This is a genomic window from Streptomyces sp. NPDC085932 (assembly GCF_044540525.1).
GTDB lineage: Bacteria > Actinomycetota > Actinomycetes > Streptomycetales > Streptomycetaceae > Streptomyces > Streptomyces levis.
The window spans coordinates 252,057-265,385 of the sequence record NZ_JBITSJ010000009.1 but is presented as its reverse complement, the minus strand read 5'-3'; the positions used below and the strand labels follow the sequence as shown (position 1 = coordinate 265,385).

Sequence of the window (13,329 nt, the reverse complement as noted above, 5' to 3'; positions counted from 1 at the left end):
CCCGGCGGAAAGCCTGCCGGGCCGCCGCGAACTCCGTATGGCTAGGAGATTCTCACCGGGTTAACCACGTCGGCGATCAGGACCAGGATCGTGAAGCAGATGAAGATGCCCGCGACCACGTAGGCGACCGGCATGAGCTTCGCCACGTCGAAGGGGCCCGGGTCGGGCCGGCGCAGCAGCTTGGCGGTGTTGCGGCGCAGCGACTCCCACAGGGCGCCCGCGATGTGGCCGCCGTCGAGCGGCAGCAGCGGGAGCATGTTGAACAGGAACAGGGAGAGGTTGAAGCCGGCGACCAGCATCAGGGCCATGGCCAGCTGCTGGGTGGGCGGGATGTCGAGGGTGAAGATCTCACCGCCGACGCGGGCCGCGCCGACCACGCCCATCGGGGAGTCGGACTCGCGTTCGGCGCCGTCGAAGGCCGCGTTCCACAGGGCCGGGATCTTGCCCGGCAGGGCGGCGAGGGAGTCGACGGCCTCGCCGATCCGGTCGCCCATCCAGGTCACGGAGTCGCCGAAGTCCTGTTTGACCACGCCCGTGGCGGCGCTGAAGCCGAGGAAGCCGGCCTGGACGTACTGCCCCTCGACGATCTGGCCACTGGAGTCCTTCTTCGCGACCTGGTTCGAGGCGATCTTCGCGTGCAGGGTGACCTCCTGGCCGCCCCGCTCCACGACGATCGGCACCTCCTTGCCGGGGTTGGCGCGGATCAGGTCCGACAGCTCGTTCCAGTCGTCGGTGCGCGTGCCGCCGAAGGAGACGATCTTGTCACCCGCCTTCAGGCCCGCCGCCGCGGCCGGGGAGGCCGGGTCGCCCTTCTCGCACTTGTCGCGGTTCTCGCTCTGGGCGATGACGCACTGGGAGACCGAGCTGACGGAGGTGGTCTGCTGCGTGATGCCGAAGCCCATCAGGACGGTGAGGAACAGCACCACCGCGAGGATCAGGTTCATGAAGGGGCCGGCGAACATGACGATCACGCGCTTCCAGGGGGCGCGCGTGTAGAACATGCGCTTCTCGTCGCCCGGCTGGAGCTCCTCGTAGGCGGCGGAGCGGGCGTCCTCGATCATGCCGCGCCACGGGGAGGTGGAGCGGGACTCCAGACGGCCGTCGGGGCCGGGCGGGAACATCCCGATCATGCGGATGTAGCCGCCGAACGGGATGGCCTTGACGCCGTACTCGGTCTCGCCCCTGGTGCGCGAGAAGAGCGTCGGGCCGAAGCCGACCATGTACTGCGGCACTCGGATGCCGAAGAGCTTGGCGGTGGACAGGTGCCCCAGCTCGTGCCACGCGATCGAGAACAGCAGGCCGACCGCGAAGAGGACTATGCCGAGGATGAACATCAGGGTCGTCATGCACGGGCCTCCGCCGTCTGTGCCGCCAGTTCCCGGGCCCGGGTGCGCGCCCAGGTCTCCGCTTCGAGGACGTCCGACACGGTGAGCGAGGTTCCCGTACCCGGGGTGCCGTGCTCCTCGACGACCCGGGTGACGGTGTCCATGATCCCGTTGAACGGCAGTGCGCCCCGGCGGAACGCCTCCACGCACTCCTCGTTGGCCGCATTGAACACCGCCGGGGCGGTGCCCGCGAGCTCGCCGACGTGCCGGGCGAGGTTCACCGAGGGGAAGGCCTCGTTGTCCAGCGGGAAGAACTCCCAGGTCGAGGCCTTGCTCCAGTCGAAGGTGGGGGCGGCGTCGGGGACGCGCTCGGGCCAGCCGAGGCCGATGGCGATGGGCCCGCGCATGTCGGGCGGGGTCGCCTGGGCCAGTGTCGATCCATCCGTGAACTCAACCATCGAGTGGACATACGACTGGGGATGCACGACGACCTCAATGCGGTCGAAGGGAATGTCGTAGAGCAGGTGCGCCTCGATGACCTCCAGGCCCTTGTTGACGAGGGTCGCGGAGTTGATCGTGATGACCGGCCCCATGGCCCAGGTGGGGTGGGCGAGGGCGTCCTCCACGGTGACGTGGGACAGCTCCTGCTTGGTGCGGCCGCGGAAGGGGCCGCCGGAGGCGGTGACGACCAGCTTGCGCACGTCGGCGCGGGTGCCGGCGGCCAGGGCCTGGAAGAGGGCGGCGTGCTCGGAGTCGACCGGGATGATCTGGCCGGGCTTGGCGAGGGCCTTGACCAGCGGGCCGCCGACGATGAGCGACTCCTTGTTGGCGAGCGCGAGGGTGCGGCCCGCCTCCAGGGCGGCGAGGGTCGGGGCGAGTCCGATGGAGCCGGTGATGCCGTTCAGGACCGTGTGGCAGTCGGCGGCGGCGAGCTGCGTGGCGGCGTCCGGGCCGGTGAGGATCTCGGGGAGCGGCTCGCCGGTGCCGTACCGCGCGGTGAGCGCCTCGCGCAGGGCCTCCACGACGTCCTCCTGGGCCACGGCGACCGTGCGCACGCGCAGCCGGTGGGCCTGCTCGGCGAGGAGGGCGACCCGGCCGCCGTTGGCCGAGAGGCCGGTGACCCGGAACCGGTCGGGGTTGCGCAGCACGAGGTCGATGGCCTGGGTGCCGATGGACCCGGTGGAGCCGAGGATCACCACGTCCTTCGGTCCGTCGCCCGCTACCGGGTCGTAGACGAGGTGCGGGTCGGCGAGGGGGGCTGGACTGTCGCTCATCCCTCCATTGTTGCCGTAAGCCTCGTGTGTGAGGACAGCGCATCCCCTTCCTGGGGGCGCGCGCCGCAGTGGTTCGCGCCCCCAGGGGGCCGGGCTAGCGGATCGGCCGGTGGACGTTCTCCTTCGCGGACGGTCCCGGGGTCGCGTCGGCGATCCAGGGGCCGTCGCCCGAGGGGTCGACGATGCCCCGCTCCAGCCAGGTGTAGGTGCCGGACAGGACGCCCTTGACGACCTTGCGGTCGAGGTCGTCGGTGTTGGTCCACAGGCGGGTGAAGAGCTCTTCGATCCGGATGCGGGCCTGGCGGCAGAAGACGTCGGCGAGCTGGTAGGCCTCACGGCCGTGGTCGCCCTGACTGCGCAGCAGTTCGGCCCGGACGCAGGCCGCGCTCATGGCGAACAGCTCGGCGCCGATGTCGACGATCCGGCCGAGGAAGCCCTGCTTGGACTCCATGCGGCCCTGCCAGCGGGACATGGCGTAGAACGTGGAGCGCGCGAGCTTGCGGGAGGTGCGCTCCACGTAGCGCAGGTGCCCGGAGAGGTCCACGCCGTGCTTGAAGGCGGCGTAGGAGGTGGGGAGCTGGCCCGGGCCCGCGACCAGCTTGGGGAGCCACTTGGCGTAGAAGGCGCCGGCGTTCGCACCGGCCTTCGCCTTGTCGCCGAGGGACTTCTCGGGGTCGATGAGGTCGCCGGCGACCGAGAGATGGGCGTCGACCGCCTCGCGGGCGATCAGCAGGTGCATGATCTCCGTCGAGCCCTCGAAGATGCGGTTGATGCGCAGGTCGCGCAGCAACTGCTCGGCGGGGACGCCGCGTTCGCCGCGGGCCCGCAGGGACTCGGCCGTCTCGAAGCCGCGGCCGCCGCGGATCTGGACGAGTTCGTCGGCCATCGTCCAGGCCATCTCGGAGGCGTACAGCTTGGCCAGGGCGCCTTCGATGCGGATGTCGTTGCGGTCCTCGTCGGCCATCTGCGAGGCCAGGTCCGTCACGGCCTCCAGGGCGAAGGTGGTCGCCGCGATGAAGGAGATCTTGGAGCCGACCGCCTCGTGGTGCGCGACGGGCTTGCCCCACTGCTCGCGGGCCGCGGACCACTCGCGGGCGATCTTCAGGCACCACTTGCCGGCCGCCACACAGGAGGCGGGCAGGGACAGCCGTCCGGTGTTGAGGGTGGTCAGGGCGATCTTCAGGCCCTGGCCCTCCTCGCCGACGCGGTTGGCGGCGGGGACGCGGACCTGGTGGAAGCGGGTGACGCCGTTCTCGATGCCGCGCAGGCCCATGAAGGCGTTGCGGTTCTCGACGGTGACGCCCGGCGAGTTCGTCTCCACGACGAAGGCGGTGATGCCGCCGCGGTGGCCCTCGGACTTCGGCACCCGCGCCATGACGACCAGCAGGTCGGCCACGACGCCGTTGGTGGTCCACAGCTTCACGCCGTCCAGGACGTAGTCGTCGCCGTCGGGCACGGCCGTGGTGGCCAGGCGCGCCGGGTCGGAGCCGACGTCGGGCTCGGTGAGCAGGAAGGCGCTGATGTCCGTGCGGGCGCAGCGCGGCAGGAAGCGCTCGCGCTGTTCCTCGGTGCCGAACAGTTTCAGCGGCTGGGGCACCCCGATCGACTGGTGCGCGGAGAGCAGCACGCCGATCGCCGGGCTGGCGGAGCCCGCCAGGGCCAGCGCCTTGTTGTAGTACACCTGGGTGAGACCGAGACCGCCGTACTTGGTGCCGATCTTCATGCCGAAGGCGCCGAGCTCCTTCAGCCCGTCGATCACCTCGTCGGGGATCCGGGCCTCGCGCTCGATGAGGGCCGGGTCGACCTTCGTCTCGACGAAGTCGCGGAGCTTGGCGAGGAACTCCTCGCCGCGCTCGGCCGCCTCGTCCTCGGGGACGGGGTGGGGGTGGATGAGGTCGAGCCGGAAGCGGCCGAGGAACAGCTCCTTGGCGAAGCTGGGCTTGCGCCAGTGCTGTTCCCGGGCGGCCTCCGCCACCTCACGGGCCTCCCGCTCGGTGACGGCGGGACGGGATGAGGGGGTGGTGGAAGCGGACATGAGGGTCACCTCGCCGCATCTAGGATTGGTGATGACTGTACGTTACCGACCGGTGCTACTGGATCGTTGGTACCCGATACGGGACGCTGCCACCAGTCCTCGCGCGTCCGTTCAGCCGAAGGGGGCGGAAATCGGAATCGAAGCGCTTCGACAGCCTATGGACACCCACACACGCTGAAGCTACTGTCGAACCACCCCCACCCGTTCTTTTCAGCACGGCGCGCTGTCGAAGCGCTTCACTAACAGCTTGGAGAGCTGGATGGTCACCCTCGCCGAGGTCGCCCAGCACGCCGGAGTCTCGGCGAGCACGGTGAGCTATGTCCTCAGCGGCAAGCGGTCGATCTCCTCGACCACCCGGCAGCGGGTCGAGCGGAGCATCCGCGAACTCGGGTACCACCCGAACGCGGGGGCGCGCGCCCTGGCGAGCAGCAGGTCGAACATCATCGCGCTGATGATCCCGCTGCGCACGGACATGTACGTGCCCGTGATGATGGAGATCGCCATCGCGGTGGCGACCACCGCGCGTACGTACGGCTACGACGTGCTGCTGCTCACCGGCGAGGAGGGACCCGACGCGGTGCGCCGCGTCGCCGGCAGCGGGCTCGCCGACGGCATGATCCTGATGGACGTCGAACTCGACGACGAGCGGCTGCCGTTGCTGCGGTCGACGGACCAGCCGTCGGTACTGATCGGGCTGCCCGCCGACACCGCGGGGCTGACCTGTGTCGATCTGGACTTCCGGGCGACGGGTGCGCTGTGCGTGGAGCACCTGGCGAAGCAGGGGCACCAGGACATCGCCGTCATCGGCGAGGCCCCGGCGGTCTACGAGCGGCACACGGGCTTCGCCGAGCGCACGCTCGACGGGCTGCGCTCCCGCGCGCGGGAGCTGGGCGTGCGGCTGCTGCACCGGCCCTGCGAGGGCGGGTACGACGCCATGGCGGTGACGCTCGCCCGGATCCTCGACGAACGCCCGGACACCTCGGGATTCGTCGTGCAGAACGAATCGGCGGTCGAGCCGCTGCTCGCCCTGCTGCGGCAGCAGGGCCGGGCCGTGCCGGAGGACATGTCGGTGGTCGCGATCTGCCCGGATCAGGTGGCGACGCAGGCCTCGGTGCGGCTGACGGCGGTCGCCATTCCCGCCCAGGAGATGGGCCGGCGCGCGGTGGAGCACCTGGTCGCCAAGCTGGAGGGACGCGGCAGCGACGAGGTCGTGCTGCTCGCGCCCGAGCTGACGGCCCGGGCGAGCTCGGGCCCGGCGCCGAGCCGCGCGTAGGCGTCTCCCCCGCCGCCGCCTGCACTCCCCGCCGGTCGCGCACCCCGCGGCGGCGACCCGGACGAGCCGGCGTACCGGCAGGTGACGGTGCGCTGGTCCCGGTTCGGCGCGCTGTCGCCGGGCCCGGACATGACCGGCGGCCCGAACGCACCCCGGCGTCGGCGGCGCAGGCGGGCGGACGGGCCGGCCTCCCCGGGCAGGGAGGCCGGCCCGCCGTGCCGGTCGGCCGGTCAGCTGCTGCTGACCGTCAGGTTGTGGGTCGTGAAGTTCAGGCCGCCGGACGACGAGGTGATCTCGTAGCCGAACTGCAGGTCACCGATGGTCTCGTTGCCCATCCACTTCTTGGTGTCCTTGATCCACTTCAGGATCGGCAGGATGCTGACACTGCCGGAGCTGGAGTCGGACGTCCGCAGGAACGAGAAGACCTCGTTGGCCCCGTTGCTGCCCTTGTAGACGTTCCACGTGTGGCCGCCGAGGGTGACGCTGCCCTGGGAGGTGCCGAGGGGTCCGACGGCGCCGTTGTGGTTGACCCAGAGCATGATCTCGTAGTCGTAGTCGGTGTCCCAGATGTCGTACGACGTGTTGTACGCGCCGGACGACGGGACCGTCACGTTGTAGCTGCTGGTGAGTGAGGTCAGCGAGGTGATCGTCTTGTTGATCACCTTCTTGGAGTTGGGGTAGGACTTGATGCCGCCGGTGTTGGGGTGGTCGGCCCAGACGCCCCAGTTGGTGCCGGAGTTGGCCCAGACGCACTGGCTGCCGGCGCCGGAGCCCCAGATGTTGTTGTAGAGCGTGTAGCCGTTCAGGCTCGTGTTGCCCCACTGGTCGCAGGAGTTCCAGACGGCGGCGGAGGCCGGGGCGGAGGCGAGGCCGACGGTGGCGCCGAGCGCGAGGGCCGGGGCCAGCAGGGCCCTGGTGAGCCTGCTCGGAATGCGTGATGCCATGGTGTCCCTTCCATGGGTGGGGGGAATCGCGGGGGTGATCACCGCGCTCTCACGGTGAGGACGCGGTCTTCTCCGGCGACCAGGTCGAGGGGCTCGGCGCCGGCGGAAGTCCTGAGTTCGACACGGGCGTCGCGGTCGGGCCTGAGCACGGCGGTGGCGGCGCCGTCCCGGCTCCAGGTGAGGTCGAGTGCGGCGCCGAAGCGGGTGCGCACACCCCGCAGGGCGCCACCGCCGAGGTCCGCCGGGAGCGCGGGCAGCAGCACGAGCCGGTCGGGCGTGGACTGCACGAGCATCTCGATCAGCACGGCGGGCAGGGTGTGCGCGGCGTCGGCGTTGTAGACGTCCCGCTCGGGGTAGTGGGCGCTCATCAGGGAGGCGTGGAAGAAGTCGCCGTCCAGGACCCGGCCGAGGGCGTGGGCGACGCGGTCGCCGTCCCGCAGCCGGGCCGCGACGAGTGCGTGGTGCAGATGGCCGTGCGCGGAGTCGTTCTCGGCGCCGCGCAGTTCCAGGGCGCGGTGGGCGGCGGCGGCCAGGTCGGGGGTGTCGTAGGGGGTGATCTCGTCGAGCGGCCAGACCCCGTAGAGGTGGCTGAGGTGACGGTGGTCGTAGGAGTCCTCCAGGCCCGGCCAGGCCCATTCGGCCAGGGCTCCGTCGGCGTTGACGCGGTGCGGCGGGAGCCGGTCGGCGAGGGCGTGCCAGCGCTCGGCGTCCGGGGTGCCCGGGTGGTAGGCGGCGGCCGTGCGCAGGGCGTGGCGGGCCGCGGACAGGTCCATGGCCGCGTTGATCGTGCCCCAGCTCGCGTTGGCGGGGCGGTTCTCGGGTGAGTAGGACGGGACGACGACGAGGTGGCCGTCGTCGTCGGTGCGGGTGAGGAAGTCCTCGTAGAAGAGGGCGACTTCGGCGAGGGCGGCGGCGGTGCGCGGGTCGCGGGCGCCGCGGGTGTCGTCGTGGTCGACGAGCGGCTTGAGCAGCCAGTCGGCACCGGCGGTCCACAGGTGCAGCGGGTACTCGCGGTCGAAGTGGTGGGAGTGGCCCGACTCACCGTCCGTGTGGGCGGGGGCCACGGCGCCCCGGGTGCCGAAGATCGCGCCGGCGTTGTCGCGCCAGTCGGGCAACTGGCGCTGAATCAGGCGCGCGTGGGCCTCGGTGACCTCGGGGAGGGCCGCCGCGGCGGCCGAGGCCGTCTGGAGGTTGAGGTTGGCGTCCTGGGTGAAGGCGCCCGACCAGGCGGTGTTCCAGTCACCGGTCCACAGTCCGGTCAGGCGGGGCGGGAAGAGGCCGCTCGCGCTGAGCAGGTGGTAGCGGCCGGCGGCGAAGAGGCGCTCCAGCAGCGCGGGGCTGTCCGGCCGCTGGAGCAGCTCGGAGCCGGGCAGGGCGCGTTCGGCGGGGTCGGCGCGCAGGTCGAGGGTGACGCGCTCGTAGGCGGTGCGGTGCAGGGCGGCATGGCGGTCGAGGAGGGCGTCGTGATCGGTGCCCAGGTCCCGCAGGGCACGGCCCTCGGCGACCACGTCGAGTTCGCCGGTGTGCCGGAACACCCGGGTCAGGAGCAGGACGGACCGGGCGCCCTCGATGCGCACGCCCGGCGGGACGAGGGCCGTGGTACCGCCGGTGACGGTGACGCGGGTGACGCCGGTGCAGGCCAGGTCGCTGTCCGGGTAGCGGGCGCGCAGGCTGAGCAGGGCGCCCTCGGGGGTGAGGACGGCTCCGTGGCCGACGCCCAGTCCGGCGGGGGCGCCGGGGAGCCGGTGGTCCAGGTCGATGTCGAGGGTCAGGGCGGCGCCCGTGACGTGCTGGACGATCACGTCGTCGGCGCGGGAGACGAAGACCCGTCCGGTCCAGCCGTCGCAGGTCGCGCTCACCACGCCGGTGGTGAAGTCGACGTCCCGGCGGTAGCCGGGGCGGTCGCCGGGCGGCCGGTTCACGCGGACCTGGAAGGCGGGGTGGAAGGGCTGCACCCATTCCAGCGGGCGGCCGTCCGTGAAGCTCTCGGCTGCGCTCGTGTCACCCGCGAGGAGGCGGTCCTGCAGGGCGGACAGGCCGGCCGCGAGCTGTGGGGGCCGGTCGTCCCGGCCGTTGGGCCGCACCAGCGTGTGATGGGTGACGACGACCCGCTCGGCGTTCGGGTCTCCGAACACAAGGGCGCCGTGGTGGCCGTTGCCGCTGAGGAACGCGTCCTCCCAGCGGCCGGCCGGGCGCGGCTCCCACGTGCCGTGGACGGGGGTGGAGTCGGTCATGGCCGGAGCACCGCCGCCCCGTAGCGGCCGAGCGTGATCCGGCCGGTGACCTCGGTGCCGGTCAGCAGGTCGTGGTGGGTGCCGGGCACCTCGACGGTGACCGGTTCACGGCCGTGGTTGAGCACGAACAGCACCTCTCCCCGGCGCACGGCCTCCACCTGGCCGGGCAGTGCTTCGAGCACCGGCCGGACGCCCGCGCCTTCGGCGATCCGGGCCAGCAGGCGGCGCAGGGCCCCCTCCTCGGGGAGGGTCGACACGTACCAGGCCCGGCCCTTGCGCAGCACGGCGGGCAGTCCGTCGAGCTCGCCGCCCTTGTAGGGCAGGGTCTCGTCGGCGGTGCCGTCGCCCTCCAGTTCTTCGGACCACAGGGTGCCATGGAAGCCCTCGCAGGCGGCGGTCTCCCCCTCGTCCAGCGGCCACCACTCGTGCAGCGTGCGGATGCCGAACAGCTCCCGCAGCCGGGCGTCCATGCCGCCGGGGCGGATCCGGTCGTCCTCGTCGGCGACACCGGTCTGGAAGCCGCAGACGAGGGTGCCGCCCTGGCGCACGTAGGCGAGGAGGTTGCCGATCGCGGTGTCGGTGAGTGCGTACAACTGCGGTGCGACCACCATCGCGTACGGCGTCAGGTCGTGGGCCGGGTGGGCGAAGTCGGTGGCGAGGTGCGCCTGCCACAGGGCCCGGTGCCAGGCGCGCAGGACGTCGGGGTACTCCATCCGGCCGGACGGGCGGCCGTCCTGGGCCCCGGCCCACCAGGCGTCCCAGTCGTGCAGGACGGCGATGTCCGCGGTGACGTGCCGGCCGGTCACCTCGGGGGCGATCCGCGCCAGGTCGGCGCCGAGCCGCTTGACCTCCTGGTACGTCCGGCCCTCCGCACCGGCGTGGCTGACCATGCCGGAGTGGAACTTCTCGGCGCCCTGCCGGGACTGCCGCCACTGGAAGAAGCAGACGGCGTCGGCGCCCCGGGCCACGGCCTGCAGCGACCACAGCCGGTTCAGGCCGCGGGGCTTGGGGTGGTTCACGCCCCGCCAGTTGACCGGCCCGGCCGCCTGCTCCATCAGCATCCAGGGCCCGCGCGCCTGGGAGCGGGTCATGTCCTGCACCAGGGCGCCGCTCTGGGCGCCGAGCGGATCGCGCGGGTCGGGGTAGAGGTCGACGGAGACGACGTCCTCCTCCCCGGCCCAGCGCCAGGCGTCCTGGCCGGACCAGAGCGGCATGAAGTTGGTGGTCACCGGGATGTGCGGGGTGTGGCGGCGGACGATGTCCCGCTCGGCGGTGAAGCACTCCAGGAGCATGTCGGAGGTGAAGCGCCGGAAGTCCAGGACCTGGCCGGGGTTGCGCAGGTAGTGCGGCAGGCGGGGCGGCAGGACGCCGTCCCAGGTGTCGTAGCCCTGGCTCCAGAAGGCGGTGCCCCAGGCCTCGTTGAGGGCGTCGAGCGTGCGGTACCTGGCGCGCAGCCAGCGCCGGAAGGCCGCCGCGGCCTCGTCACCGTAGTCGTAGGTGCAGTACTCGTTGTTGATGTGCCACATGGTCAGGGCCGGGTGGCCGCCGTAGCGGGCGGCCAGGTCCTCGGTGATGGCGGCGGCGTAGCGCCGGTAGGTGGCGCTGGAGTGCGAGAAGTGCTGCCGGCCGCCCCACCACTCGGTGCGGCCGTCCTCGGTGACGGGCAGGGTGTCCGGGTGCAGCCGGCCCATCCAGGGCGGGGGCGAGGCGGTCGGGGTGGCGAGGACGACGCCGATGCCGTTGTCGTGCATCAGGTCCATCAGGGTGTCCAGCCGGCCGAACTCCCGCGCGCCTGGCTCCGGTTCCAGCGTTGACCAGGAGAAGACCCCGAGGGTGACGGAGTTGACCCCGGCGGCCCTCATCAGCCGGACGTCCTCGTGCCAGGTCTCCTGCGGCCACTGCTCCGGGTTGTAGTCGCCGCCGAAGAGCAACCGGCCCCTGGTCGCGTCGCGCAGGCCGGGCATCAGGCGGGCTCCCCGTACTGGACGCCGCGCCCGTTGGTGGCGACGTAGACCCGGCCGTACACGCGCGGGTCGCCGGTGATGGCGGCGCCGGTCCAGCCCCACTGGTGCCGGTCGTCGTTGACGCGCACCCAGGTCCTCGCCTCGTCGTCCGAGCGGTACACGGCCGTGACGCCACCGGTGGAGCCGACCATGTAGAGCGCCGGGTAGGAGGCGCCCTCGGCGGCCTTGCCGAAGCCGAGGGTGTACGACGCCCGGCAGCTGCCGACCTTGCCGACGGTCGCGCCCCCGTCGGTGGAGCGGTACAGCCCGTTGCCCTTCAGGCTGAGCCATAGGTCGCCTGAGCGCCCCGGGGCGGCGGCGAGCTGGAACTCGGTGTCGCCGGAGCCCGGGCCGGTGGCCCGGGCCGTGAAGGTGCGGCCGCCGTCCGTGCTGGCGAAGAGGGTGCCCGTGGTGGTGTCGAAGGCGTAGAAGCGCCGGGGGTCCACGGGATCGGCGACCGGGGCGGCGCCCTGCGGGAAGGTGGCGACCTCGGACCAGGTCGCGCCGTTGTCGGCCGAGCGGAAACCGGGGTGGCCCGGGCCGAAGGACCACAGCAGGACGCTGCCGTCGGCGTTGGTGGCGATCGGTCCGGGCGCGGTCCTGGCCGGGTCCGGCTGCGCGGCGAACGGTGCCCAGGTCCGGCCTCCGTCGTCCGACCAGGCCCCGTTGCCGTGGTCGCCCCAGCCCGCCCGGACCACGTACGACGGCCTGGCCGGGGCCAGCGACAGCCCGGTGGACGTGCCGAAGACCGGGTTGGACGCCATACCGCGCGAGGGCGAGGCGGTGAGCCGCTCGTGGTACATCACCCCGATGTCCCCGCACCCGCTGAGCAGGTGCGCCCGCCCGGTCGGCGGGGAGACCAGCTGGCGGACGGACGCCTCCTCCAGGCCCCGGATCTGCGGGGCCCAGTGCGTGAGGTCGCGGGTGCCGTAGAGGGTGGCGCCGGTGCCGTACACGACGTGCTTCGAGTCGTACGGGTCGAGGGCGAGGGCCTGGATCCACCAGCCGAACTTGGGCCGGTCGCCGCCCCACTTGAGGAACGGCGTCTCGGAGACGTCGAGGACGGCCGTGTCCTTCAGGGAGGTCCAGCTGCGGCCGCCGTCGGTGGAGCGGAACACGGTGTCGATCTCCGCCCAGCGGTTGTTGGTGGAGACGACGACCGTGCCGGGGCGGCGGGCGTCGACGGCGACGCCGCCGTAGCCGAAGGAGTCCCTGCCGCCCTCGCTCGTCGTGCCGCCGGGCCTCACCGGTGTGACCTCGGTCCACTTCCCGTCCGTGGTGCGCAGCTTGTGCACACTGCCGTCGGACTGGCCGTTCGGACCGGGGGCGTCGGCGTAGGTGACGTACAGCTCGCGCGTGTGCCGGTCGTACGCGGCGCGGACCGGCACCTTGGCGGCGGTGCCCGTGGGCTGTCCGGGCACGGCCTCCCAGGTGGTGCCGTCGGCCGTGCGGTAGAGGTTCGCGGCGGTGCCGCCCGCGTCGCCCCAGCCGGCGTAGACGGTACGGCCCGCCGCCACCAGGAGCGTGATGCCCTGCCCGGTGGCGCTCGGCGCGGCCGGGAAGGCCACTGCCTGCCAGGTGGCGCCCCGGTCGGCCGACCTGAGCAGCCCGTCGTGCCGGGTGCCCAGCCACAGGGTGTCGCTGTCGCGCGGGTCGACGAGCAGCCGCTCACCGCAGCCCCGCCCGTCCTCGTTGGCCCCGAGCTTCACGTTCAGGTCGGTGCGCCGCCAGGTCGCTCCCCGGTCCTCGGAGCGCAGCACGGCTCCGTTGCCGGCCCACGGCTGGGCGTAGGTGCCGAGGGCGAGGTACAGCCGGTCCGGACGGGCCGGGTCGACGGCCATGGCCTCCACGCCCATCAGGTTCCAGTCGTCCCAGCCGATGTGGTCGACGAGCGGCACCCACCGGCCGGTCCGGTCCTCCCAGCGGTAGGCGCCGCCGATGTCGGTACGGGCGTAGGCGAGACCGCGGACGGCGGGGTGGAACAGCACGCCGGTGATGAATCCGGTACCGCCCTGGACGACGTTGCGCCAGCGGTACGCCTCGCCCGCGGCGCCGGCCGCACCGGCGGCGTGCGCGCGCCCGGGCAGGAGAGGAGCACCGCTGAGCGCGGCGACGGCCGCGGCCCCGGCCAGGACGGTTCTTCTGCTCGGGCTGGACGCATGCATGGCACACCTCGGCATCTGGGTGGGGAGGGGGAAGCGTCCCCGAAGGGGCGCGGGGAACTGCGCGATCGACCACGGC

The 13,329-nt window shown here is 72.4% G+C and carries 8 protein-coding genes; 1 reads left to right on the top strand and 7 read right to left on the bottom strand.

Going from position 1 to position 13,329, the window contains the following annotated elements; translation table 11 throughout:
- Nucleotides 1–41: 41 nt before the first annotated feature.
- The 3 genes from ACIGAQ_RS35995 to ACIGAQ_RS35985 form a co-directional block, all read right to left on the bottom strand.
- Nucleotides 42–1,334, bottom strand: coding sequence for a site-2 protease family protein (locus tag ACIGAQ_RS35995; protein WP_311688567.1), 1,293 nt, complete (start codon nucleotides 1,332–1,334; stop codon nucleotides 42–44).
- 8 nt (nucleotides 1,335–1,342) lie between these two features.
- Nucleotides 1,343–2,599 carry a 1-deoxy-D-xylulose-5-phosphate reductoisomerase gene (dxr, locus tag ACIGAQ_RS35990; protein ID WP_399790504.1) on the bottom strand — a complete coding sequence of 419 codons (1,257 nt, stop codon included), beginning with the start codon at nucleotides 2,597–2,599 and terminating at the stop codon, nucleotides 1,343–1,345.
- Between the two features lie 94 nt (nucleotides 2,600–2,693).
- Nucleotides 2,694–4,634, bottom strand: coding sequence for an acyl-CoA dehydrogenase family protein (locus tag ACIGAQ_RS35985; RefSeq protein ID WP_311688539.1), 1,941 nt, complete (start codon nucleotides 4,632–4,634; stop codon nucleotides 2,694–2,696).
- Between the two features lie 259 nt (nucleotides 4,635–4,893).
- Here ACIGAQ_RS35985 and ACIGAQ_RS35980 point away from each other — a divergent pair, with 259 nt between their 5' ends.
- Nucleotides 4,894–5,907 (top strand): LacI family DNA-binding transcriptional regulator, encoded by a 1,014-nt coding sequence (locus tag ACIGAQ_RS35980; RefSeq protein ID WP_311688569.1) that lies wholly within the window; start codon nucleotides 4,894–4,896, stop codon nucleotides 5,905–5,907.
- Between the two features lie 230 nt (nucleotides 5,908–6,137).
- Here the strand turns inward: ACIGAQ_RS35980 and ACIGAQ_RS35975 are convergent, their stop codons facing one another.
- The 4 genes from ACIGAQ_RS35975 to ACIGAQ_RS35960 are packed head-to-tail and all read right to left on the bottom strand — an operon-like array spanning nucleotide 6,138 to nucleotide 13,253.
- Complete coding sequence (locus ACIGAQ_RS35975) at nucleotides 6,138–6,851, bottom strand: hypothetical protein (RefSeq protein WP_399790501.1); 714 nt, start codon at nucleotides 6,849–6,851, stop codon at nucleotides 6,138–6,140.
- Between the two features lie 38 nt (nucleotides 6,852–6,889).
- Nucleotides 6,890–9,085: a glycosyl hydrolase family 95 catalytic domain-containing protein gene (locus ACIGAQ_RS35970; RefSeq protein WP_399790498.1), complete on the bottom strand. Its 2,196-nt coding sequence runs from the start codon at nucleotides 9,083–9,085 to the stop codon at nucleotides 6,890–6,892.
- Nucleotides 9,082–11,049: a beta-galactosidase gene (locus ACIGAQ_RS35965; protein WP_399790495.1), complete on the bottom strand. Its 1,968-nt coding sequence runs from the start codon at nucleotides 11,047–11,049 to the stop codon at nucleotides 9,082–9,084. Before ACIGAQ_RS35965 ends, ACIGAQ_RS35970 begins: the two co-directional genes overlap by 4 nt.
- Nucleotides 11,049–13,253 carry a WD40/YVTN/BNR-like repeat-containing protein gene (locus ACIGAQ_RS35960; protein WP_399790492.1) on the bottom strand — a complete coding sequence of 735 codons (2,205 nt, stop codon included), beginning with the start codon at nucleotides 13,251–13,253 and terminating at the stop codon, nucleotides 11,049–11,051. The genes ACIGAQ_RS35965 and ACIGAQ_RS35960 overlap by 1 nt, the downstream gene beginning before the upstream one ends.
- Nucleotides 13,254–13,329 lie beyond the last annotated feature (76 nt).